Here is a 22,430-nt window from a genome sequence, read left to right on the forward strand (position 1 = left end):
GCCGGTGTCCTACCGTGCCGGTAGCGCGGCACCGGCGGAGAACAGAGAACCGAGGGAAGAGAACATGACACAGCAGGCGGACCGGGCACTCGTGGCCGGCGTGGGCGGGAAGCGGCCGGTCATCGACCCGTCGGCCTTCACCGCCCCCACTTCCGTGGTGGTCGGGGACGTCACGCTCGGCGCCGGCTCCAGCATCTGGTACTCGGCGGTGCTGCGCGCCGACTGCGGGCCGATCACCCTGGGCGCGGACAGCAACGTGCAGGACAACTGCACCCTCCACGTGGACCCCGGGTTCCCGGTCACCATCGGGGAGCGGGTCTCCATCGGCCACAACGCCGTCGTGCACGGCTGCACCGTCGAGGACGACTGCCTGATCGGCATGGGCGCGACGGTGCTGAACGGCGCGGTGATCGGCGCCGGTTCGCTGGTGGCGGCGCAGGCGCTGGTCCCGCAGGGCATGGTGGTCCCGCCCGGCTCACTGGTCGCGGGGGTACCCGCCAAGGTGCGGCGGGAGCTGACGGCGGAGGAACGCGAGGGCATCCGGGTCAACGCCCTGATGTACACGGGGCTGGCCGAGCAGCACCGCGCGGCGGTGGGCGGCGGCCCGCAGAGCTGAGGGGTGGCCGGCGTCGGTCTCAGTCGGAGATCGACGCCGGCGCCGGGGCCGCGGGCTCGTCCTCGTCCACCTGCGCCGCGGCGGCGGCCTTCCGCATGCGGAAGCGCAGTACGAGGGTCACCGCGAGCCCGATCAGCAGGGCCGCGACCAGGGCCAGCCACGAGAACCGCTTGAGCCACGGCTCGGCGACGATGCCGACGGTGTAGATGACGGCGGTCGTGCCGCCCGCCCAGAGGATCCCGCCGAGCACGTTGGCGATCAGGAACTTCCAGTACGGCATGCGCAGCACGCCCGCCAGAGGTCCGGCGAAGATCCGCAGCAGGGCCACGAACCGCCCGAAGAAGACGGCCCACATGCCCCACTTCTCGAAGGAGCGTTCCGCCAGCGCCACGTGGCGCGGTCCGAAGTGCTTGGGGAAGCGCCGGCCAAGCCGCTCCAGCAGCGGTTTGCCGCCGCGCCGCCCGATCGCGTACCCGATGGAGTCACCGACGATGGCGCCCGCGATGGCGCACAGGCCCAGCACCACCGGGTCGATGTGCCCCTGCTGGGAGGCGAGCAGGGCCGCGCTGACCAGGATGATCTCACCGGGCAGCGGAACGCCCAGGCTCTCCAGCCCGATGACCAGCCCCACCAGGAGGTAGACGCTGATCGCCGGGATCGTCTCCAGCCATTCCTGGATGTGCACCGGTACGTCCTCCAGAGTCGTCCCCGGCGCGCCCCCTGTGACCCGCCGAACAGGCAGCCTATCGGCTCGCCACGACAGCCATCCCGCTCAGTGGCAGTAGCGCGATGAACGGCCGGCGTACACCTCCCGCGGGCCGGGACCCCGTATGCGGATATGCCGCTCCGGGTCCCGGGACGACAGCGCCCGCGCGCCGACCGCCGGGATCGACGCCTCCGGAGAGGCCGTCGGCCCTGGCAGCGGCGCCTCGGTGCCGTGTTCGTTGCGCAGCGGCACCGGGCCCCGGGTTCGGCCCTGCGGCGCCGCCGACGCGGCTACGCGTTGGGCCGCAGCGTCCAGACGACGGTCATCTCTCCGGTCACGGCCTCGTCCTCGCGCTGGATGGCGATGGTGACGGGGAACTCGGGGCGGCCGCCCGCGTCGAGTTCCGCGACGACCTCGGCGGCCGGGCGGCCGAGGGTGGCGGTGGCGGTCACGACGCCCTTGGCGAGCTTCTTGTAGCCGATCTCGGCCTTGACGGCGAGCGGCACGGCGCGCGAGAGCTGGTCCCCGAACGCGGCGAGGACGATGGCGCCGCTCGCGGATTCGGCGAGGGTGAACATCGCGCCCGCGTGCGGACCGCCGACGTGGTTGTGGAAGTCGGGCTGGTCGGGCAGCCGGACGACGGCGCGCTCGGGGGTCGTCTCCAGGAACTGGAGGTTCAGGGTGCGGGCCATCGGCACGGTCGCGGCGAGCAGTTCGCCCACGTTCATCTGTTCTGCGCTCATGACAGCCGATGTTACCCACGAGTAAGCCCGGTTGACCAGAGCGGATGAGGGGGCGGCCGTGGCTACCACCGGGCCCTCCCACTATCGTTACCGGCCATGTGGCCAGGACAGCAGCAGCCGCCCGGGGGACAGCCCGACCCCCGGGACGCGCGACAGAACCCGTACCAGCAGCAGCCGGGACAGCCGAACCCGTACCAGCAGCAGCCGCAACCGGGATTCGGCGAGCCGCAGCCCGGCTACGGATACCCGCAGGCGGGTTACCAGACGCCCCCGCCCGTCCAGCCGTGGGGCCCGCCCCAGCCGGCGCAGCAGCAGCCGGGGCGCGCCAGGAGCCCGTACTCCACGAAGACGGTGGCCATCGTCGCCGCCGCCGCGGTGATCGTGACCGCGGCCGTCACCGGGACGTTCGTCCTCACCCGGGACAAGAAGACGACCAACCAGGCCAACGACAAGCCGGTGGCCGCCTCCTCGCCGCCCGCCACCGGTTCGGCCGCGCCACCCGCCCCGACCGGGAACCCGCGGGCCGGCGGGGAGGTCAAGCCGGTGATCCCCGGCTGGAAGGTCGTCATCAACCCGTTGCACGGCACCGCCTTCGACGTACCGGCGGACTGGACCGTCGCCAGCTCGGGTCTGAGCACCGGCTTCGAGGACTCGAAGAAGGGCGACGGCTCCGCGCTCGTCATGATGACGGCGCCGGCCTTCTACAAGCAGGACTGGTGCAAGGTCGACTCCAACAAGGACGGCAAGGAGGAGACCACCGAGCTGGCCGGGACCGGCGCCAAGGGCGCCCAGGGCGCCAAGGACACCGCCGAGGCGGCGCGCATCGCGGCCGAGAACTGGGTGTACGCCGCCTACGCCCAGGATTCGCCGAACCCTAAGGAGACCGTCAAGTCCACGGACGCGAAAGACTTCACGACCCTCTCCGGTCTCAAGGGCAGCTTCTCCACCGCGACCGCCACCGGCCTGCCGAAGAAGAACAAGTGCTCCTCGGACGGCAAGAGCATCGCCTTCGCGTACAAACTCGCCAACGGCGACTTCGCCGTCTGGGTGCTCTACGCGGTCGCCGGCGTCCCCGGTGAGGTCTCCAAGGAGACGTACGAGAAGATCATGAGCTCGGTACGCCTCACCGGCAGCTGAACTGCGGTGGACCGCCCCCCCCCCGGGCCGACAATCCGTTTGGCTTCTCGGCCCGGGCCGGGCGATAGTCCCGGGGTGAGTTCTCCCCCCGCCGCCCCGTCCCGCGCTCCCCTGCGCCGTCGGCCCGCATGGGCCGGCCGCAACTACACCCTGCTGACGGGCGCCGCCGTCGTCACCAACCTCGGCAGCCACGGGGCGCTCATCGCCGCCGCGTTCGCCGTGCTCGACTCCGGCGGGACCGCGGGCGACGTCGGTCTGGTGGCGGCGGCCCGCACCCTGCCGCTCGTCCTCTTCCTGCTGATCGGCGGCGCGCTGGCCGACCGGCTGCCGCGGCACCGGGTGATGGTCGCGGCCAACGCCCTCAACTGCCTTTCCCAGGCCGCCTTCGCCGCCCTCGTCCTGGCCGGTGACCCGCAGCTGTGGCAGATGATGCTGCTCACCGCGCTCTGCGGCACGGGTACCGCCTTCTTCAACCCGGCCGCCGAGGGAATGCTGCTGTCGAGCGTCTCGGGCGAGCACGCCAACCGCGCCTTCGCGCTGTTCCGGATGGCGATGAACGGCGCGGGCATCGGCGGCGCGGCGCTGGGCGGGGCCCTGATCGCCGCGATCGGCCCGGGCTGGGTGCTGGCGGTGGACGCCACCGCCTTCGCCGTCGCGGGTGCGCTACGGGCGTTCCTGCGGGTCGGCAAGATCGCCGGACGGGCCCCCGGCGGGGGTCTGCTGGCCGACCTGCGCGAGGGCTGGGACGAGTTCCGGAGCCGCTCCTGGCTGTGGGGGATCGTGCTCCAGTTCTCCGTGGTCGTCGCCGTCGTGGGCGCGGCGGAGGCGGTGTACGGGCCGCTGGTCGCCCGGGACCGGCTGGGCGGGCCCGCCCCCTGGGGCGCGGCCCTGGCCTTCTTCGGGCTGGGGACGATCGGCGGGGCGCTGCTGATGGCCGTGTGGAAACCGCGCCGGCTGCTGCTGGCCGGCACGCTCTGCGTGTTCCCGCTGGCCCTGCCTTCGGCGGCGCTGGCGGTGCCGCTGCCCGCCTGGGGACTGTGCGCGGTGATGCTGGTCACCGGCGTGTCCATCGAGGTGTTCGGCGTGAACTGGATGACGGCCCTGCACCAGGAGATACCGGAGGAGAAGTTCTCCCGGGTCTCGGCCTACGACTGGTTCGGCTCCGTGTCGATGCTCCCGCTGGCCACGGCCCTGGCCGGGCCGGTCGAGACGGCCTTCGGGCGCACGCAGGCCCTGTGGGGCTGCGCGGCCCTCGTGGTCCTGGCCACCGCCGCGGTCCTGGCCGCGCCGGACGTCCGCCGCCTCACCCGGCGCCCGGCCCCGGCTCGGAGCCCTGGAGCGACGGCGGAACCGGCACCGGAGCCGGCACCCGAGCCCGCCGCCGCATGAGGCCGGGCCCGGCGCGGACACCCCCCTGACCCACGCTGACCTAACCCACGCTGAACGCCCCCGCCGGGGGCTCCGGTGACGCCACGGCCCGGGCGTCCGGCACCGGGACCGCGCCCCGCACGAGCCGGGCGAGGGCCGGGCCCGCCTCCACCCGGGCCGGGAACGCGTCGGCCGCGCAGCGCCGGGCCAGGGCGGCCACCGGGACCTCCCGGTCCGAGGCGACGAGCACCGCGTTGCCGAACCTGCGCCCGCGCAGCACCCCCGGCTCGGCGATCAGCGCCAGCTCCGGGAAGACGGCCCCGAAATTCGCCAACTGCCCCCGCAGGAAGGCGAAGGGCGCGCCGTCGGCCAGGTTCGCCACGTACAGTCCGCCGGGCCTCAGCACCCGCGCCGCCTCCCGCGCGTACTCCAGCGAGGTCAGCTGCGCCGGTACCCGGGATCCCCCGAAGACGTCGGCGACCACCACGTCGGCGCTCGCACCCGGCGCGCCCTCCAGCCAGGCCCGTGCGTCGGCGGCGTGCACCGTGATCCCGGAGCCCTCCCCCCACGGCAGGTGCTCCGCCACCAGCTCGACCAGGCCCGCGTCGAACTCCACCACCTGCTGCCGGGAGCCGGGCCGGGTCGCGGCGGCGTACCGCGGGAGCGTCAGCGCGCCCCCGCCCAGGTGGAGCAGGTCCAGCGGCGCCCCCGGCTCCGCCGCGCAGTCCAGCACGTGGGCGAGGCGGCGTACGTACTCGAACTCGAGGTGCTCCGGTTCGTCGAGGTCGACGTACGACTGCGGCGCCCCGTCGACGGTGAGCAGCCAGGCCCGCTCCCGGTCCACGTCCGGCATCAGCTTGGCGGTGCCCTGGCCCACGTCCCGCATCACCGGGATCTGCTCGTCGTCCACCCCACCATTGTCAGGCCGCCCAGACCCGCGCCGCCTCCGCCGCGTGCGCCGCCGCCTGGGCCAGCCCGGCCCGGGCGGCCGGGTCCCGGCGCGCGGGATCCAGCAGGTTGCGTCCGAAGGTCTTGCGGGCCTCGGCGGAAGGGGTGATCAGCAGCACCTCCGCCCCCGCCTTCCGCAGCCGCTCGGCCTGCGCCGCAGGCGAGGGGATCAGCTTCGATCCGAGCGACATCGGCGCGACGATCACCACCCGCTCGTAGTCGGCGGCCAGGTCGGCGTTGGTCGCCGAGCGGACGCCGCCGTCGATGTACCGCCGGCCGGCCACGGTCACCGGCGGCCACACCCCGGGCACCGCGCAGCTCGCCGAGACCGCGTCCAGCAGGCCGGCCCCGCTCTCCCGGTCGAAGGCCGCCAGTGCACCGGTCAGCGCGTCGACCGCGGTCACGACCAGCCGCCGCTCGGGCCATTCGGACGAGACCAGCCGGGCCTTCAGCACCTCGCGGCGCACCGCCTCGGGCCCGGTGTCGGCGGCGAGCGCGAAGGCACCGACCCGGCGCCGGTAGGCCGCGGCGTCCCGGGAGCGCAGCATCGTGACGGCGTACCGCGCGAAGGTGGCGGCCCCCAGCCTCGCCGCGACCTCGCCGGCCGCGTCGCCGAGCTGGCGCTCGTAGAGCTCCCTCGGCGTGAGCAGCCCGGAGGTGAGCTGGGCGCCGACGACCGAACCGGCCGAGGTGCCGACGACGAGGTCGGCGGTGGTCAGGTCGGTGCCCGCCGCGGCCAGCCCGCACAGGATCCCGGTCTCCCAGCCGATCCCGGTGAGTCCGCCGCCGCCGAGCACCAGTGCCGTCTTGCCGCCCATCGCCGCCCGCCCCTCGTCGCATCGCACCCGTGTGGTGACGGCAGTCTGACGCAGACCCACCACCGCCACCACACCGGGTGCGGATCCGGCCGGGGCTACCCGACCGAGGTGACGGTCCCCGCGCCGACCGTGCGGCCGCCCTCGCGGATCGCGAAGCCGAGGCCGGCCTCCAGCGGAACGTCACGGCCCAGTTCGACGGTCATGGTGACCGTCTCCCCCGGCCGGGCCACCGCCACCGCGCCCAGGTCCACGTCCCCGACGACGTCGGCGGTACGGATGTAGAACTGGGGCCGGTACCCGGAGGCGACCGGCGTCGTCCGGCCGCCCTCCCGCGCGGAGAGCACGTACACCTGGGCGGTGAAGCGGCGGCTGGGCACGACGCTGTCCGGCGCCGCGACCACGTGCCCGCGGCGCACCCCGTCGCGCGGCACGCCGCGCAGCAGCAGCGCGACGTTGTCCCCGGCCTCGGCGGACTCCATCGGCTTGCCGAAGGTCTCCAGGCCGGTGACCACCGTCTCGACCGGCTCGCCGTCGCCGCCGAGCACGCTCACCCGGTCGCCCGTGCGGACGCTGCCGCGCTCGACGGCGCCGGTGACGACCGTCCCGCGTCCGGTGATGGTCAGTACGTTCTCCACCGGCAGCAGGAACGGCGCGTCCGTGTACCGCACGGGCATCGGCACGTACGTGTCCACCGCGTCCAGCAGCGCCTCGACGGCCGCGGTCCAGCGCGGGTCGCCGTCCAGCGCCCCCAGCCCGGAGACCCGTACGACGGGCGCGCCGTCGCCGCCGTAGCCGTGCGCGTCGAGCAGTTCACGGACCTCCAGCTCGACCAGGTCGGTCAGCTCGGGGTCCCCGGCGTCGGCCTTGTTGAGGGCCACCACGATGTGGTCGACGCCGACTTGGCGGGCGAGCAGGACGTGCTCGGCGGTCTGCGGCATGACCCCGTCGACGGCGGAGACGACGAGGATCGCGCCGTCGAGCTGGGCCGCACCGGTCACCATGTTCTTGATGTAGTCGGCGTGCCCGGGCATGTCGACGTGGGCGTAGTGGCGGGTGTCGGTCTCGTACTCGACGTGCGTGAGGTTGATGGTGATCCCGCGCCGGGCCTCCTCGGGGGCCCGGTCGATGCGGTCGAAGGGGACGAAGGAGGCGCCGCCGCGCTCGGCGAGGACCTTGGTGATGGCGGCGGTGAGGGTCGTCTTGCCGTGGTCGACGTGTCCCATGGTGCCGATGTTGAGGTGCGGCTTGGTGCGCACGAAGGCCGTCTTGGCCATGATGTCTTCCCGTGTGTCGCGAAGCTGGATACGGGACCCCTGGAGCGGACCGACCCTCCCCCTCTGGGGTCCGCCGGACGTTCCGGGAAGGGTCAGCTTCGTGCGCCGTCGACTGCGGCGAAGGGGAATGCCTCTGCGGGGACGGCAGCCTTCGGCGCGTCCGCGACTGCGGACGGCGCTGCGGGGAAGGCGTACCGGGACATGCACCTGATCCTGCCTCAGGGCCCGGGGCGCGTCGAACCGTTTTTCCCGGACCGGGCGGCGCGGATCCGACGTGGCCTTCGTCACTGCGGGTGCGGGGCGCGGGCGGCCGGCCTCGCAGGCGTCGGCCGCCGTTCGTCCGCGCGGGATGCGGACGGCGGCGCGGCGCCGGACCCGTCGGCTAGTCTCCCGGAATGCCCCTTCTCCGCTCGCCGTGGACCCGGCTGTCGCTGCTCGTCCTGCTGCTCGCGGCGGGCGGCGCGGGCGTGCTGCTGTACGAGCCCCAGCGGCTCCTGTCGCAGGGGCCGCCGCCGGGGCTCCCGCTGGGTGCGGCGACACTGCTGTTCGCGACGGTGTACGGCCTCTGCACGGCGGCCTTCGTGCCGAGGCCGTTGCTGAACCTGGCGGCGGGGGCGGTGTTCGGCTCCGCGCTCGGGCTGGTCGCGGCGGTCGCCGGTACGGTTCTGGGCGCCGGAATCTCCTTCGGCCTGGGCCGGGCGCTGGGCCGCGGCGCGCTGCGGCCCCTGGTGCGCGGCCGCTGGCTGCGCGCGGCGGACGGGCAGCTCGGCCGGCACGGCTTCCGCTCGACGCTCGCGATCCGCCTCTTCCCGGGGGTGCCGTTCGCGGCAGCCAACTACTGCGCGGCGGTGTCCCGCTGCGGCTGGCTGCCGTTCCTGGGCGCGACGGCGCTGGGCACCGTCCCCAACACCGCCGCCTACGTGATCGCCGGGTCGAGCGCCTCCTCCCCGGATTCCCCCGCGTTCCTCGTCTCCTTCGGCTTCATCGCGGTGTCGGGGGTGGTGGCGGCTGCGGTCGCCTGGCGCAAGCGGCACCGCTTGGCGCCCCCGGCGGCGCCGGTGGCGGCGTACGCCCTGGCGCCCCAGCACCCCCCTGCGGTCAGCGGCGTTCCCCACGGGCCCTAGCATCGGACGCGACCTTCCCGACGATCACAAGGACGAGCGCACCCCGACATGAGCTGGTTCGAATCCCTAATCCTCGGTCTCGTGCAGGGGCTTACGGAGTTCCTCCCGATCTCCTCCAGCGCCCACCTCCGGCTGACCGCGGCATTCGCCGGCTGGCAGGACCCGGGCGCCGCCTTCACCGCGATCACGCAGATCGGCACGGAAGCCGCCGTGCTGATCTACTTCCGCAAGGACATCGCGCGGATCGTGTCCTCCTGGTTCCGTTCGCTCTTCGACAAGTCCTTGCGCGGGGACCAGGACGCCAAGATGGGCTGGCTGGTGATCGTCGGTTCCATCCCCATCGGTGTGCTGGGCGTCACGCTCAAGGACGCGATCGAGGGCCCGTTCCGCGATCTGCGGCTGACCGCCGCCACGCTCATCGTGATGGGCATCGTGCTCGGCATCGCCGACCGGCTGGCGGCACGTGACGAGGAGGGCGGCCGGCACCGCGCCGTTCGCGAGCGCAAGACGCTCAAGGAGCTCGGCGTCAAGGACGGTCTGATCTTCGGCATCTGCCAGGCGATGGCGCTGGTGCCCGGTGTCTCCCGGTCCGGCGCGACGATCTCCGGTGGCCTGCTGATGGGCTTCACGCGTGAGGCCGCGGCACGTTACTCCTTCCTCCTCGCCATCCCGGCGGTACTGGCCTCCGGTGGCATGGAGTTGACGAAGCTGGGTGAGGGCCAGGTGTCCTGGGGCCCGACCGTCTTCGCCACGATCATCGCCTTCTTCGTCGGCTACGTGGTGATCGCCTGGTTCATGAAGTTCATCTCCAGCAAGAGCTTCATGCCCTTCGTGGTCTACCGCATCCTGCTGGGCATCGCCCTGATCGTGCTGATCAGCATGGACGTGCTGAGCCCGCACGCGGGCGAATCGGCCGGGTAAATCACCGTTTCGCGTGAATCGGAGGCCGTCCGGGAACGTTCCCGGACGGCCTCCGCGTCGTTGTGCCTGTAAAGAGTGGTGCCTGTGAAGAGCTGAGAGACCTGTAGGAAAGCAGCAGGGGGTGTCCCATGCGTCGAGTGGTGTTGGAGCGTTTTCCGGCCGGAAGCCCGAGGGGAAGCTGGCCGGCCGAGGAGTACGCGGCCCAGCGGATGCGCGAGGGCGTGCCGGCCGAGGTGGTGATGGATCTGGACAGCGACGCGTTCCTGGTCGTCGTCCGCCAGCGGGAGGCGCATTCCGGTCGTTGACGGACCCGGCGGGGATCAAGTCCGCGCACGCCCCTTGGACTCGCGGCCCGGCGGCCGCACACTGACCCGATGACGCAGCGTGTGGACCTCGCGACGGTGATGGACCGGCTGGCGATCGACGAGGTGGTCTCGGGATACGCGGTGGCCGTCGACGACGGGGACTGGGACGCCTACCGGGCCCTCTTCACCCCGGCCGGGCGCGCGGACTACCGGTCCGCCGGCGGGGTGGAGGGCCCGGCCGGGGAGGTCGCGCAGTGGCTGGAGCGGACCATGACGGTGTTCCCCGTCCGCCAGCACCTGATCGTCAACCGGCTGGTCCGGCTGGCGGTCACCGACGGCGCGCCCGGGGACACGGCGGAGGTGCGGGCCGACTTCCTCAACCCCATGCGGCTGGCCGGCGCCGGGTCGGACCCGGCCGTCACCGCCCCCAACTTCGTCGCCGCGGGCCGCTATGCCTTCGCCCTGGCCCGGACCCGCGATGGCTGGCGGCTCTCCGGGGTAACCGTGCACGAGAAGTGGCGGCACCCGGCGGGCTGACCCGGCCCCGCTGCCCGACACTGGAAGCGGAGGCGCCTCATGGCCTTGGAGCACAACGGTTGGTGGCGTGCGGCCGCCGCGGTCGCGGTGGGGGCGCTGCCCGCGCTCGCTTTTCCGGCTCCGGCGCTCTGGTGGTTCGCCTACGTCGCCCTCGTGCCCTGGATGCTGCTGTTGAGGTCGGCGCCCACCGGGCGGCGCGCCGCGCTGGAAGGCTGGCTCGGCGGGACGGGGTTCGTCTTCGCCGTCCACCACTGGCTGCTGCCGAGCCTGCACGTGTTCCTGTTCCTGCTGGCGGCGCTGCTCGGTGCGCTCTGGATCCCCTGGGCGCTGCTCGTACGGGAGCTGCTCGGCGGGGTCGCCACGCCCGGGCGCACGGGCGCCGCGCTGGTGCTCGTACCGGCGGGGTGGGTGCTGCCGGAGCTGGTCCGGTCCTGGCAGGGGCTGGGCGGGCCGTGGGGGCTGCTGGGGGCCAGCCAGTGGCAGGTGCCGCCCGCGCTGCTGCTGGCGTCGGTGGGCGGCGTGTGGCTGGTGAGCCTGCTGGTGGTGGCGGTGAACTGTGCGCTGGCGCTGCTGGTCGCCGTGCCGGGGGCGCGGGTGCCCGCGGTCGCCGGGATGACGGGATGTGCGGTGCTCGTGGGCGCGGCGTGGCTGTGGGCGCCCCGGCCGCAGGTGTCGGGCGCGCTGCGGGTGGCCGTCGTACAACCGGGTCTGATACCGGACGGCCCGGACAGTACGGAGCGGCGGTTCGCGGCCGGAGAGCGGCTGACCGCGGCGCTGGCCGAGCGGCCGCCGGAGCAGCGTCCGGACCTGGTGGTCTGGGGCGAGAGCAGCGTCGGCGAGGATCTCGCCGCCCGGCCGGACCTGGCCCGGCGGCTCGCGGCGCTGTCGGCGCGGGTGGGCGCTCCGCTGCTGGTCAACGTGGACGCGCGGCGCAGTGACCGGCCCGGGATATACAAGAGTTCCGTGCTCATGGGCCCCGCAGGACCGACCGGGGACCGGTACGACAAGATGCGTCTGGTGCCGTTCGGGGAGTACATACCGGCGCGGGCCCTGTTCGGCTGGGCCACCTCGGTCGGCAAGGCGGCGGGCGAGGACCGGATGCGCGGCGACGCCCAGGCCCTGATGGAGCTGCCGGGGCGGCCCGGGGTGCGGCTGGGCCCGCTGATCTGCTTCGAGTCCGCGTTCCCGGACATGAGCCGACGGCTCACCCGCGACGGGGCGGCGCTGCTCGTGACCCAGTCGTCGACCTCCAGTTTCCAGCACAGCTGGGCCCCGGCCCAGCACGCTTCGCTCGCCGCCCTGCGGGCCGCCGAGGACGGCCGCCCGGTGGTGCACGCCACCCTGACCGGGATCAGCGAGGTGCACGGTCCCTCCGGCGAGCGGATCGGGCCGGCGCTGCCCACCTCGGCGAGCGCGGCGGCCGTGTACGAGGTTCCGCTCGCCCGGGGTACGACGCTCTACGTGCGCTTCGGGGACTGGCCGGTGGGCGCGGCCCTCGCCGCCCTGGCCGCGTACTGCGCCGCGCAGGCGGCGCGTTCGCTCAGGAGGCCTGCTCCAGAGCCGAGCGCACCACCCGCTCGCACAGTTCATGGGTGAGCAGGGCGTCGCGGGCGCTGAGGGTCCGGCCCGCCTCGACGGCCTCCAGGAAGGCGTCCACGACCTGTTCGATGCCGCGCTGGCGGGCGACCGGCACCCAGTCGCCGCGGCGGCGCACGGTCGGCTGGCCCCGGTGGTCGATGACCTCGGCGAGGTTGACGACCTGCCGCTTGGTGTCCTGTCCGGACACCTCCAGGATCTCCTCGGTGGAGCCGGAGAGGCGGTTCATGACGCCGAGGGCGGTGAATCCGGCGCCGGACATCTGGAGGACGACCTGGTGCATCAGCCCCTCGCGCACCACGGCCCGTACGTCGATGTGATCGGCTTCGCCGGGCAGGAGGAAGCGCAGGGTGTCGACGACGTGGATGAAGTCGTCCAGGACGAGGGTGCGCGGGTCCTCGGGCAGGCCGACCCGGTTCTTCTGCATGACGATCAGCTCGCGCGGGTGGTCGGCGCACTGCGCGTAGCCCGGTGCGTGGCGCCGGTTGAAGCCGACGGCGAGGGAGACCCCGCGCGCCTCGGCCAGTTCGACGAGCGCCCGCGACTCCGCGAGCTCGTAGGCCAGGGGCTTGTCCACGTAGGTCGGTACGCCCGCCTCCAGCAGCCGGGTCACGATCTCGGGGTGGGCGGCGGTGGGCGCGTGGACGAAGGCCGCGTCGAGGCCCTGGGCGATGAGCGCGTCGAGGCCGGTGTGCCGGCGTTCGGCGGGGACGTGGTGGACGTCGCCGATCCGCCGCAGGGTTTCGGGGGTCCGGGTCTGCAGGTGCAGCTCGGCTCCGGGGCGGGTGGTGAGGACGGGCAGGTACGCCTTCCGGGCGATGTCGCCGAGTCCGATGACGCCGACCTTCACGGGTACCTCCTGGTTGCTTCCTGTGGGACGCTCGCAGCTTAATCCCTGGTGACGGGGGCCGTGTTCGCCGAAGATAGGCACCATGACCAGTTCTGGATCACACCGTGACGAGCCCTCCACCACCGCGAACGAGCGTGAGATGCTGGACGGCTGGCTCGACTACCACCGTTCCACGCTCGCCTGGAAGTGCGAGGGCCTCAAGGAGGAGCAGCTGCGCAGCATTCCGCTCGCGCCCTCCGAGCTGAGCCTGCTGGGCCTGGTACGCCACATGGCGGAGGTGGAGCGGTACTGGTTCCGGGAGATCATGCTGGGCGCGGACCTGCCGGAGCTGTACTCCACCCGCGAAGACCCGGACGGGGACTTCCACTTCACCGCCGACGACAGCTGGGCGGAGTCGGAGGAGGTCTGGCAGACGGAGGTCGAGCTGGCCCGGCAGGCCGCCGCGGGCCGTTCCCTGGACCTGCTGTCGGAGCCCGAGAGCCACCACCGCGGCGAGGTGTTCAGCCTGCGCTGGGTCTACACCCACATGATCGAGGAGTACGCGCGCCACAACGGCCACGCGGACCTGCTGCGCGAGCACATCGACGGCGCCACCGGCGACTAGGGCGGGCGGCGCGTCAACCTGCGGTGCCGCGTCGGCCGGCCGTCACCCTTGCGGGGGCAATATCCGCTCAGGGTTTTCGCAACGGGGTCCCCGCACAGCAGAGTTGCGCGGGTGCATCCAACCCGAACCACGACAAAACTGCTGCTCGGAGTGGCCTGTGCCGTCTCGGCCGTCTCCGGCTGTGTGACCGTGAGCCCCACCGCGACGCAGCCCGCGGCGGGCACCGCCAGCGGGCTGCCGCCCCACCACGAGCCGGGCGGTGGGCCGGGGGTCCTGCCGGTGGTGGTCCAGGCTCCCGCGCTGGAGGCGCTGAAGGCGGTGCCCGGCGAGTCCGCGCGTCCGGCGGCTCCGGGGAACTCCCGCCTGCCCGCCGCGCGCCCGGGGACGGGGCCGGCCGCCGAGGTGGCCCCGCCGCCCGTGCCCGACATCCCCGAGCCCCGGCGGCCCGCGAAGGCGCCCACGCGGCACCCCGGGGGCCCGTCCGGCCCGGCCGGGCCGCGCGAGGCGGAGGCCGGCCGCGAGCTGATGCGGGAGCTGCCGGTCCGCCCGGCCGACGTGTGCGCCCTCGGGCGGCGGCACGGGCGCTGGCATCCGGACAGCCCGGAGGCCCGGATCTGCGCGGGCGTCCACGGCGGCTGACGCCGTACGGGGCCACCCGCGGGCGGCTACGGGCCCTGCTCGGGGAACGGCCGGGGCGGGGCGCCCGGGTCCGCGTCGAGCCGCCGCTCCAGCCGGGCGATGGCGGCCCGCACCCCGTTGCCGTAGCCGTCGTCGGCCAGCGCCCCGGTGGCGGCCCGGGCCCGCGCGAGGTGGGCCCGGGCCGCCTCGGGACGGCGCAGCTTGACGTAGTCGGCGGCCAGACTCAGGTGCAGCGACGGGTAGAACGCCCGGACCGCCTGGTGGGGCTCCGGCCGCGCGGGCGGCCACCGGGCCGCGATGTCCTCGGCGGCGCGCAGGGCCCGCAGGTCCCAGGCCAGTTCGTCCGCGGGATCGTCCTGGGCGTCGGCCATGTAGTGCGCGAGGGTGCAGCGGTGGAGCAGGTCGCCGCCCTCCCCGAGCTCGGACCAGATCTCGCCCAGCCGGTTGCGGGCCTCCTCGCGGTCGCCGGCGTGCAGCAGGATGACCGCCTGGCCGATCCTGGTCATGACGGCGTCCTCCGACGCCTCCCGCTGCTCCGTCAACGCGACCTCCGGCTGCTCCGCCAGACCTGCCCCGGTCTGATCGTCAAGACGCTAACCGGAGCAACCGGCTCAGGCACCGAGGCGCGGTGTGGCGTCAGCCCAGGTCCGGGATGCGCCAGTCGATCGGCTCATGGCCCTGCGCGGCGACGGCCTCGTTGATCTGCGTGAAGGGCCGGGACCCGAAGAACTTCTTGGCCGACAGCGGAGAGGGGTGAGCGCCCTTGACGATCACGTGCCGCTCCTCGTCGATGAGCGGGATCTTCTTCTGGGCGTAGGCACCCCAGAGGACGAAGACGACCGGGTCGGGGCGGGCGGAGACGGCGCGGATCACCGCATCGGTGAACTTCTCCCAGCCCTTGCCCTTGTGGGAGTTGGGCTCGGCCTCACGGACGGTGAGCACCGCGTTGAGCAGCAGGACGCCCTGCTCGGCCCACGGCATCAGGTAGCCGTTGTCGGGGACGGGCAGACCCAGCTCCTCCTTCATCTCCTTGTAGATGTTGCGCAGCGAGGGCGGGGTCTTGACGCCGGGCCGCACGGAGAAGCACAGGCCGTGGCCCTGGCCCGCGCCGTGGTACGGGTCCTGGCCGAGGACCAGCACCTTCACCTTGTCGAAGGGGGTGGCCTCCAGGGCCGCGAAGACCTGCTCGTGGGGCGGGTAGACCGGCCCGTTGGCCCGCTCCTTCTCTACGAACTCCACGAGCTCTTTGAAGTAGGGCTGGTCCAGCTCCCCGCCGATCGCGGGGAGCCAGGACTCGGGCAGCATCTGGCTCACGTCTACATCCTCCGGTACAGGTCCGTGCAACTGCTTGGTGTGACTGGACCGAACCTACCCGCAGGCACTGACAACGCCTCGCCCGCCCGGGGCCGGGGCCGGGGCCGGGGCCGGGGAGCAGGACTACCAGCTGGTCTTGCGGTACAGCTCCCACATCTGCATGACGGTCTGCGGGTCCAGCGCCCGCTCGGCGCCCGCGATGTCGTCGCGCGCGGCCACGTACAGCTTGCCCTGCCACAGGGGCAGCAGGCGGACGTCCTGGGCGAAGGTCTGCTGGGCCTGCTCGAACTCCTTGACGCCGGCCGAGCGGTCGCTCTCGCGCCGGGACTTGGGCAGCAGGTCGTTCAGGATGTCGGCGGGCTCGTAGGGCGTCCCGACCGCGTTCTCCTTGCCGACGAACGGCGCGATGAAGTTGTCCGGGTCCGGGAAGTCGGGGAACCAGCCTCGGCCGAAGACGGGGAACTCACCGTTCTTGTAGCCGTCCTGGAATTCGATCCAGGGCTTGCTGCGCAGGGTGATCTTGAAGAGGCCGCTCTCGTCGAGCTGGCGCTTGAGTTCCGTGAACTCGTCCGCCGTGGAGGAGCCGTAGCGGTCGGTGGTGTACCAGAAGGTCAGCTCCACCGGCTGGGTGATCCCCGCGTCCCGGAGGGTCTTGCGGGCCTTGTCGACGTTCGGCTGGCCGTACATGTCGTAGAACGGCGTCTTGTGACCGAGGACGCCCTTGGGGACCATCGAGTACAGCGGCTCGGCCGTACCCTGGTAGACCTTGCTGACGAGGGCGCCGCGGTCGATGGTCTGGGCGATCGCCTGGCGCACGGCCGGCTTGGCGACCTGCGGGTCCTTCGGGTTGAAGACCAGGTAGCGGATCTCGGAACCGACGTTCTCGACGACCTGGACGCCCTTGTCGTGCGAGGCGGGGCTCTGCAGGTCCTTGATCTCGGTCGCGGACAGGCCTCGGTAGGTGGCGTCGATCTCCTTGTCCTTGAGCGCCGCGACCATCTTCTTGGAGTCCGTGAAGTAGCGGATGGTCACGGTGTCGTTGCGCCGGTTGGCGAAGCCCACGTAGCTGTCGTTGCGACCGAGGACCGCTTCGCCGTCCTTGTACGACGTCAGGACGTACGGGCCGGAACCGGTGGTCTTGCCGTCCTTGCGGACCTTGTCGGCGGGGTACTCGCCGGGCGGCACCAGCGAGGCGGCCGGCGAGCCGAGGACGTAGGGGAACGTCGCGTCCGGGGTCTTCAGGTGGAAGACGACGGTCAGCGCGTCCGGGGTCTCGATCTTGTCGAGGCTGCCGAACAGGTCCTTCGGGCCGGTCTTGGCCGCGATCGTGCGGATGCGGTCCAGGGAGTGCTTGACGGCTTTGGAGTCGAGCGCCTCGCCGTTGGAGAACTTCAGGCCCTTGCGCAGCGTGCAGCGGTAGGACTCGTTGCCGGAGTCGGTGAACTCGCAGCCCTGGGCGGCGTCCGGCTCCGGCTTGGTGCTGCCGGTGGGGAAGGCCAGCAGGGTCTGGTAGATGTTCCGGTACAGCTCCCAGGAGCCGTCCCAGGCCGCCGCCGGGTCGAGGGTGCTCGGCTTGCTCGTCGTACCGACCACGATCGGCTTCTTGTCGGCACCGCTGCCGTCGGAAAGCAGACCGCATCCGGCGAGCAGGGATATGGACGCAAGGGCTGCAGTGATCTGCAGGCATCTGGTCCGGTTGAACACGTGCACGCTCCTCGATCAGCCAGGGGTGCGGCAGACCCTACCGCAGTGCCTCACAAATCCAATGGGCAGGTTTCGTGTGGCACTTGACCGATTTCATGCACATTCGATACGCATTTGCCTCCCTTTAGGAGGCAAATGCGTCCGGTTATCGGTCAGTGCACCCCGGCATTGAGGAACATTCCTCCGTCAACGACGAGAGTTTGCCCTGTGATCCATTCCGCTTGTGCAGATGTAAGAAAGGCCGCCGCCCCTCCGATGTCCTCGGGGACGCCGAGCCGGCCGAGCGGATAGGCGGCCGAGGCCTCCTGCTCTCGCCCTTCGTACAGGGCCTGCGCGAACTTCGTCTTGACCACGGCGGGCGCGATGGCGTTGACCCGGACCCCGGGCGCCATCTCGTGCGCGAGCTGGAGGGTGAGGTTGACCATGGCGGCCTTGCTCATCCCGTACGCGCCGATGAAGGGCGAGGCGGAGAGCCCGGCGATGGAGGCGATGTTCACGATCGCGCCGCCGTTGTCCTTCTGCCAGGCGTGCCAGGTCCGCTGGGCGAAGCCGAGCGCCGAGATCACGTTGGTCTCGAAGACCTTGCGCGCCACCCCGAGGTCGAGGTCCGCGATCGGTCCGAAGACGGGATTGGTCCCCGCGTTGTTGATCAGGAAGTCCACCCGCCCGAAGGCTTCCATCGTGCGCTCCACGGCGAGGGCCTGGTGGGCCTCGTCGTGCGCCTTGCCGGGCACGCCGATCACCCGGTCCGCACCGAGGGCCTCCACGGCCTCCTTGAGGGCGTCCTCGTTGCGTCCCGTGATGCAGACCCGGTCGCCGCGGGCGACCAGTGCCTCGGCGATGCCGTAGCCGATGCCCCGGCTCGCGCCGGTGATCAGCGCGACCTTGCCGCTGTCCGTTCCTTCGTACGTCGTCATGTGCGCCGTGCCTCTCCTCGGTTGCTCTGCCTCGCGCCGGTTGCCGGGAGCCGTCAGTTGAGGGGGCCGCCGGCCACGTACAGGACCTGGCCGGAGACGAAGCCCGCGGCCTCGCCCGTGAAGAAGGCGATGGCGTTGGCGATGTCGTTGGGCCGGCCCACGCGCTGCACCGGGATCTGGGTGGCGGCGGCGGCCTGGAAGTCCTCGAAGCCCATGCCGACGCGGGCGGCGGTCTGGGCGGTCATCTCGGTGACGATGAAGCCGGGGGCGACGGCGTTGGCGGTGACGCCGAACTTGCCGAGCTCGACGGCCAGCGTCTTGGTGAAGCCCTGCAGGCCGGCCTTGGCGGCGGAGTAGTTGGCCTGGCCGCGGTTGCCCAGCGCCGAGCTGCTGGAGAGGTTGACGATGCGGCCGAACTTGGCCTCCACCATGTACTTCTGACAGGCCCGGGCCATCAGGAACGCCCCCCGCAGGTGCACGTTCATGACCGTGTCCCAGTCGGTGTCGCTCATCTTGAAGAGCAGGTTGTCCCGGAGCACCCCCGCGTTGTTGACCAGCACGGTCGGCGCGCCGAGCGTGCTCGCTACGCGCTCGACCGCGGCCTCCACCTGCGCGCTGTCCGAGACGTCGCAGCCGACCGCGAGGGCCGTGCCGCCCGCGGCGGTGATCGCCTCGACGGTGTCCTTGCAGGCGGCCTCGTCGAGGTCGAGCACGGCGACCGCGCGGCCTTCGGCGGCCAGCCGCACGGCGGTGGCCGCGCCGATGCCCCGGGCCGCCCCGGTCACGATCGCTACGCGCTGCTCGGTGGTGGACATGCTGGGTCTCCTCGCGCTCGGAATCCTCTGGAGCGGCGGCCCACGGGTGAGCAACCGCTTAGTAGCTTCAGCTGAGGAGACGCTAGGAGCCCTGGCACCCGGTGTCAACGGCACCGGGCCCCAAGGCCCCAGGTCGTACGGATCTTCCTCCGGGTCAGCGCACCAGCAGGTCGAGCAGCCGCTCCACCTCGGCCTCCGGGTCCGCCGTCAGCCCCGTGTGGACCGGGCCCGGCTGCACGACGGTGCTGCGCGGCGCGATCAGCCAGCGGAACCGGCGCCCCGGATCGTCCCCCGCGGCCTGGCCGGCCCGCTCGCCGCCCCGGCACAGCCCCTCGACGGCGTGCAGGGCGGCCCGTACGCCCGCGACGTCGGCGCCGGGGTCCAGGGCGCGCAGCTTGGCCTCGTCGAGGTGGACGCGCGCGGCGACGTAGGACTTCGCCCGGCAGTAGACGATCACGCCGGCGTTGAAACACTCGCCGCGCTCCACCCTGGGCACCACGCGCACCAGTGCGTACTCGAACACGTCCCGCTTGATCACTCGCCGTCGCTCTTCTTCTTGGTCTCGTGGGGCCATTCGGGCAGGTGGTCGGTCAGCCAGCCCGGCGGCTTGGACGGGGGCTTCACCTCTGCCTCCATCGAGATCCTCTCGTGGATCGTCGCCGCGCGCGTCAGCAGCGCCTCCACGTACGCCGAGCGCAGTGCGTCCGTCGAGTCGAAGCCGGGCTCGTCGACCAGCCACTCGTCGGGGACGTCGGCGGCGACCTCGGTGAGCAGTTCCCGGGTGACGAGGGGCGCGAGCGCCCCGGCGGCCGCCGCGACGTCCGGGCCGAAGGGCGCCAGCACGTGGTCGGAGGCGTTGTAGGGCTTCGCGGCTGCGCTCTGGGCGGTGGGCCAGTTGTGATGCCAGATCATGGTGGCGCCGTGGTCGATGAGCCATACGTCCCCGTGCCAGACGAGCATGTTGGGGTTGCGCCAGGACCGGTCGACGTTGTTGACGAGGGCGTCGAACCACACCACGCGCCCGGCCTCGACCGGGTCCACCTGGTACGCGAGCGGGTCGAAGCCGATCGAGCCGGGCAGGTAGTCCATGCCGAGGTTGAGCCCGCCGCTGGCCTTGAGCAGCTCCTGCACCTCCTGGTCGGGCTCGCCGAGCCCGATGACGGGATCGAGCTGCATCCGTACCAGCCTCGGGACCCGCAGCCCCAGCCGCTGGCCCAGGCGGCCGCAGATGACCTCGGCGACCAGGGTCTTGCGCCCCTGGCCGGCTCCGGTGAATTTCATGACGTAGGTCCCGAGGTCGTCGGCCTCGACGATCCCCGGGAGCGAGCCGCCCTCACGCAAGGGCGTGACGTAACGGGTCGCGATCACTTCGGACAGCATCCGCCCAGGTTACGGGGGTCAGCGCAGCGGGTCCCACTGGTTAAGCAGGGCCTCGGCCGTGGTGACGGCCGCGACGAGGGAGAGGGAGTTGCGGATCACCTCGTCCGTATAGGCGGCGGGAACCCCGCAGATGGCGTCCGAGGGGACCACGACCCGGTAGCCGAGGTTCACGGCGTCGAAGACGGTGTTCGGGATCGCGATGTTGGCGGAGACCCCGGTGACGACCAGCGTGCGGATGCCGAGGTTGCGCAGCAGGGGGTCGAGGTCGGTGCCGGCCATCGGCGAGAGCCCGTGCAGGCGGCGCACGACCAGGTCGTGCGCGGCCACCTCGATGGGCGGGGCCACTTCCACCGCCCGGGTGCCGCACAGCTGGCGCACCGGAAGCTTCCCGGCGGCCCGGAAGAGCCGGGCGTTGGTGTTGGCCCCCAGCCCGTCCGGCCGGCGCTCGGCGACCGCGTGCAGGACCTGCACTCCGGCCCGGTGCGCGGCGGCGACCAGGGCGGCCACCCGGTCCAGCATTCCCGACTCGTGCGCCTCCTTGGCCAGTTCGGGGAGCGCACTCTCGTCCCCGACCACGCCGTTCTGGCATTCGACGGTGAGCAGTGCGGTGGTGGCGGCATCGGGTGCGGGCGCGGGTTCCGGCATGGCTCCCCCTGGCGTGACGGCCGACGAGCCCGCATCATTCCTGACACACAGTCAGATGTGAAGGGGTGCGGGGCATGGACGGGACGCAGCGGCGGGGCCGGCGCATCATGATGACCGACGGGGAAGTGGACGTCTTCCTGCGCGAGCAGCGCACCTGCCGGGTGGCCACGGTCTCCCCCGACGGGCGCCCGCACGTCGGCGCCCTGTGGTTCGCCTGGGACGGCCGGTCGCTGTGGCTGTACTCGATCACGCGCAGCCGCCGCTGGTCGGACCTGCGCGCGGACCCGCGGCTCTCGGTGGTCGTGGACGCGGGCGAGGCGTACGACGAACTGCGCGGGGTCGAGCTCTCCGGCAGCGCCGTCTTCGTGGGCGAGGCCCCGCGCACCGGCGAGCCCTGCCCGGAACTGGCGGAGCCCGAGCGGCTGTTCCCGGCCAAGAACTTCGGCATCGCGCAGATGCCGTACGACGGCCGCCACGCCTGGATCCGGCTCACTCCGGACTCGGTCGTCTCCTGGGACTTCCGCAAGCTGTAGGCGCCGGGCCGCTACCGCCCCAGGGCGGCCGCCCGCAGGGCCCCGACGGCGGCCCGGATCGAGGGCCGCCGGTCGGCGTCGGCCCGCCAGACGGCGTAGACGTGGCGCTGGACGGCGTCCCGTACGGGCAGCAGCCGGACCCCCTCTGGTACCGGTCCGCGCCCGAGCCGCGGCGTCACGCACACCCCGAGCCCGGCTTCCACGAAGGCCAGCTGGGTGTGGTGCTCCTCGGCGATGTGCGCGACGCGGGGCTCGACGCCCATGTCGCGCAGGGTGAACACCAGCCACTCGTGGCAGAACTGGCCCTCGTTCCAGGAGATCCACTCGTCGGCGGCGAACTCCGCGAGGGAGACCTCGCTCCGCCCGGCCAGCCGGTGCCCGGCCGGCACGGCGACGTCGCAGGAGTCGTCGAGCAGGTGCGTGCGGGTGAGTTCGACGGGCACCGGCATGCGCTTGTTGTACCAGTCGATGGCCAGCGCGAGGTCCAGGTCGCCGCGCACGACGGCCGCCATGGCCTCCTCGGGCGCCTGCTCCCGCACCCGCGGCCGCAGTTCGGGGTGGTCGGCCCGGAGGGCCGACAGGGCGGGCGGCAGCAGACCCCGCATCGCGGTCGGGAAGGCGCCGATGCCCAGCTCGCCGACGGCGCAGCCGCGCTGGGCCTCGACATCGGCCTGGGCGAGTTCCACCTGGGAGATGATCCGGGCCGCGTGGCCGGCGAGCAGCCGCCCCGCGTCGGTGAGCCGGACGCCGCGCCCGTTCTTGGCCAGCAGGGGCTGTCCGACCTCGCGCTCCAGTTTGGCCATCTGCTGGGAGACGGCGGAGGTGGTGACGTGCAGGCCGTCCGCCGCACCGCTGACCGAGCCGTGCCGGGCGAGGGCGTCGAGGGTGCGCAGCCGCTCCAGGTTCAACATGTAAGCAATGCTACGGCGTGACAGG

General features: G+C 72.7%; 26 protein-coding genes. 11 read left to right on the forward strand and 15 right to left on the reverse strand.

Annotated elements, in window-relative coordinates; all coding sequences use genetic code 11:
• Positions 1-64 precede the first annotated feature (64 nt).
• Entirely contained in the window at positions 65-616 is a 552-nt protein-coding gene (locus tag ACZ4M3_RS20840; RefSeq protein WP_467734655.1) for a gamma carbonic anhydrase family protein, read from the forward strand.
• Positions 617-635: 19 nt separating this feature from the next.
• Here the strand turns inward: ACZ4M3_RS20840 and ACZ4M3_RS20845 are convergent, their stop codons facing one another.
• Together ACZ4M3_RS20845 and ACZ4M3_RS20850 are read right to left on the reverse strand one after the other, a co-directional pair.
• The gene (locus ACZ4M3_RS20845; RefSeq protein ID WP_467734657.1) at positions 636-1,301 is read right to left on the reverse strand and encodes a DedA family protein; all 666 of its coding nucleotides are present in this window, start codon (positions 1,299-1,301) and stop codon (positions 636-638) included.
• 311 nt (positions 1,302-1,612) lie between these two features.
• Positions 1,613-2,065 carry a DUF4442 domain-containing protein gene (locus tag ACZ4M3_RS20850; protein ID WP_366080101.1) on the reverse strand — a complete coding sequence of 151 codons (453 nt, stop codon included), beginning with the start codon at positions 2,063-2,065 and terminating at the stop codon, positions 1,613-1,615.
• Positions 2,066-2,161: 96 nt separating this feature from the next.
• On the opposite strand from ACZ4M3_RS20850, the gene ACZ4M3_RS20855 reads away from it, so the two are divergent.
• The gene (locus ACZ4M3_RS20855; protein ID WP_467734659.1) at positions 2,162-3,202 is read left to right on the forward strand and encodes a DUF8017 domain-containing protein; all 1,041 of its coding nucleotides are present in this window, start codon (positions 2,162-2,164) and stop codon (positions 3,200-3,202) included.
• A 75-nt stretch (positions 3,203-3,277) separates the two neighbouring features.
• Positions 3,278-4,591 (forward strand): MFS transporter, encoded by a 1,314-nt coding sequence (locus ACZ4M3_RS20860; protein WP_467734661.1) that lies wholly within the window; start codon positions 3,278-3,280, stop codon positions 4,589-4,591.
• Positions 4,592-4,631: 40 nt separating this feature from the next.
• Here the strand turns inward: ACZ4M3_RS20860 and ACZ4M3_RS20865 are convergent, their stop codons facing one another.
• The 3 genes from ACZ4M3_RS20865 to tuf all read right to left on the reverse strand — a co-directional run bounded on the left by ACZ4M3_RS20865 (position 4,632) and on the right by tuf (position 7,610).
• A complete protein-coding gene (locus tag ACZ4M3_RS20865) occupies positions 4,632-5,456 on the reverse strand; it encodes a spermidine synthase (protein ID WP_467734774.1) in 825 nt (274 codons plus the stop codon).
• Positions 5,457-5,490: 34 nt separating this feature from the next.
• Positions 5,491-6,336 (reverse strand): patatin-like phospholipase family protein, encoded by an 846-nt coding sequence (locus ACZ4M3_RS20870; protein WP_467734663.1) that lies wholly within the window; start codon positions 6,334-6,336, stop codon positions 5,491-5,493.
• 95 nt (positions 6,337-6,431) lie between these two features.
• On the reverse strand, positions 6,432-7,610 hold the full coding sequence (gene tuf / locus ACZ4M3_RS20875) for an elongation factor Tu (protein ID WP_467734665.1): 1,179 nt from the start codon (positions 7,608-7,610) through the stop codon (positions 6,432-6,434).
• Between the two features lie 395 nt (positions 7,611-8,005).
• On the opposite strand from tuf, the gene ACZ4M3_RS20880 reads away from it, so the two are divergent.
• The 5 genes from ACZ4M3_RS20880 to lnt all read left to right on the forward strand — a co-directional run bounded on the left by ACZ4M3_RS20880 (position 8,006) and on the right by lnt (position 12,093).
• Entirely contained in the window at positions 8,006-8,734 is a 729-nt protein-coding gene (locus ACZ4M3_RS20880; protein WP_467734667.1) for a TVP38/TMEM64 family protein, read from the forward strand.
• 48 nt (positions 8,735-8,782) lie between these two features.
• Positions 8,783-9,655 carry an undecaprenyl-diphosphate phosphatase gene (locus ACZ4M3_RS20885; protein ID WP_467734669.1) on the forward strand — a complete coding sequence of 291 codons (873 nt, stop codon included), beginning with the start codon at positions 8,783-8,785 and terminating at the stop codon, positions 9,653-9,655.
• A 128-nt stretch (positions 9,656-9,783) separates the two neighbouring features.
• Complete coding sequence (locus ACZ4M3_RS20890; RefSeq protein ID WP_190186999.1) at positions 9,784-9,960, forward strand: hypothetical protein; 177 nt, start codon at positions 9,784-9,786, stop codon at positions 9,958-9,960.
• A 69-nt stretch (positions 9,961-10,029) separates the two neighbouring features.
• Positions 10,030-10,497, forward strand: a complete 468-nt coding sequence (locus tag ACZ4M3_RS20895) for a nuclear transport factor 2 family protein (RefSeq protein ID WP_467734671.1) — start codon at positions 10,030-10,032, stop codon at positions 10,495-10,497.
• A gap of 39 nt (positions 10,498-10,536) precedes the next feature.
• On the forward strand, positions 10,537-12,093 hold the full coding sequence (gene lnt / locus ACZ4M3_RS20900) for an apolipoprotein N-acyltransferase (RefSeq protein WP_467734673.1): 1,557 nt from the start codon (positions 10,537-10,539) through the stop codon (positions 12,091-12,093).
• Here lnt and ACZ4M3_RS20905 read toward each other — a convergent pair.
• The gene (locus ACZ4M3_RS20905; protein WP_467734675.1) at positions 12,038-12,943 is read right to left on the reverse strand and encodes a Gfo/Idh/MocA family protein; all 906 of its coding nucleotides are present in this window, start codon (positions 12,941-12,943) and stop codon (positions 12,038-12,040) included. The two genes, lnt and ACZ4M3_RS20905, sit on opposite strands and share 56 nt — an antisense overlap.
• Before the next feature lie 82 nt (positions 12,944-13,025).
• On the opposite strand from ACZ4M3_RS20905, the gene ACZ4M3_RS20910 reads away from it, so the two are divergent.
• Both ACZ4M3_RS20910 and ACZ4M3_RS20915 read left to right on the forward strand, forming a co-directional pair.
• Positions 13,026-13,547 carry a DinB family protein gene (locus tag ACZ4M3_RS20910; RefSeq protein ID WP_467734677.1) on the forward strand — a complete coding sequence of 174 codons (522 nt, stop codon included), beginning with the start codon at positions 13,026-13,028 and terminating at the stop codon, positions 13,545-13,547.
• A gap of 111 nt (positions 13,548-13,658) precedes the next feature.
• A complete protein-coding gene (locus ACZ4M3_RS20915; RefSeq protein ID WP_467734679.1) occupies positions 13,659-14,186 on the forward strand; it encodes a hypothetical protein in 528 nt (175 codons plus the stop codon).
• 26 nt (positions 14,187-14,212) lie between these two features.
• On the opposite strand, the gene ACZ4M3_RS20920 is transcribed toward ACZ4M3_RS20915, so the two are convergent.
• From ACZ4M3_RS20920 to ACZ4M3_RS20955, 8 genes are all read right to left on the reverse strand, one after another.
• Entirely contained in the window at positions 14,213-14,728 is a 516-nt protein-coding gene (locus ACZ4M3_RS20920) for a hypothetical protein (protein ID WP_467734681.1), read from the reverse strand.
• A gap of 94 nt (positions 14,729-14,822) precedes the next feature.
• On the reverse strand, positions 14,823-15,491 hold the full coding sequence (locus ACZ4M3_RS20925; protein ID WP_467734776.1) for a uracil-DNA glycosylase: 669 nt from the start codon (positions 15,489-15,491) through the stop codon (positions 14,823-14,825).
• Positions 15,492-15,623: 132 nt separating this feature from the next.
• On the reverse strand, positions 15,624-17,204 hold the full coding sequence (locus tag ACZ4M3_RS20930) for an ABC transporter substrate-binding protein (protein ID WP_467734683.1): 1,581 nt from the start codon (positions 17,202-17,204) through the stop codon (positions 15,624-15,626).
• Between the two features lie 152 nt (positions 17,205-17,356).
• Positions 17,357-18,121 carry an SDR family oxidoreductase gene (locus ACZ4M3_RS20935; protein ID WP_453355062.1) on the reverse strand — a complete coding sequence of 255 codons (765 nt, stop codon included), beginning with the start codon at positions 18,119-18,121 and terminating at the stop codon, positions 17,357-17,359.
• A 53-nt stretch (positions 18,122-18,174) separates the two neighbouring features.
• Positions 18,175-18,936, reverse strand: coding sequence for a 3-oxoacyl-ACP reductase FabG (gene fabG, locus ACZ4M3_RS20940; RefSeq protein ID WP_467734685.1), 762 nt, complete (start codon positions 18,934-18,936; stop codon positions 18,175-18,177).
• Between the two features lie 154 nt (positions 18,937-19,090).
• A complete protein-coding gene (locus tag ACZ4M3_RS20945; protein WP_467734687.1) occupies positions 19,091-19,474 on the reverse strand; it encodes a DUF3037 domain-containing protein in 384 nt (127 codons plus the stop codon).
• The gene (locus ACZ4M3_RS20950) at positions 19,471-20,316 is read right to left on the reverse strand and encodes a HipA family kinase (protein ID WP_467734689.1); all 846 of its coding nucleotides are present in this window, start codon (positions 20,314-20,316) and stop codon (positions 19,471-19,473) included. Before ACZ4M3_RS20950 ends, ACZ4M3_RS20945 begins: the two co-directional genes overlap by 4 nt.
• A gap of 18 nt (positions 20,317-20,334) precedes the next feature.
• Positions 20,335-20,961, reverse strand: coding sequence for an isochorismatase family protein (locus tag ACZ4M3_RS20955; RefSeq protein ID WP_467734691.1), 627 nt, complete (start codon positions 20,959-20,961; stop codon positions 20,335-20,337).
• Between the two features lie 74 nt (positions 20,962-21,035).
• Between ACZ4M3_RS20955 and ACZ4M3_RS20960 the strand changes: the two genes are divergently transcribed.
• Positions 21,036-21,494, forward strand: a complete 459-nt coding sequence (locus ACZ4M3_RS20960; protein WP_467734693.1) for a pyridoxamine 5'-phosphate oxidase family protein — start codon at positions 21,036-21,038, stop codon at positions 21,492-21,494.
• Between the two features lie 11 nt (positions 21,495-21,505).
• On the opposite strand, the gene ACZ4M3_RS20965 is transcribed toward ACZ4M3_RS20960, so the two are convergent.
• Positions 21,506-22,405: a LysR family transcriptional regulator gene (locus tag ACZ4M3_RS20965; RefSeq protein WP_467734695.1), complete on the reverse strand. Its 900-nt coding sequence runs from the start codon at positions 22,403-22,405 to the stop codon at positions 21,506-21,508.
• Between the last annotated feature and the right edge of the window lie 25 nt (positions 22,406-22,430).

The sequence above is a fragment of the Streptomyces sp. NPDC026522 genome (genome assembly GCF_055567555.1).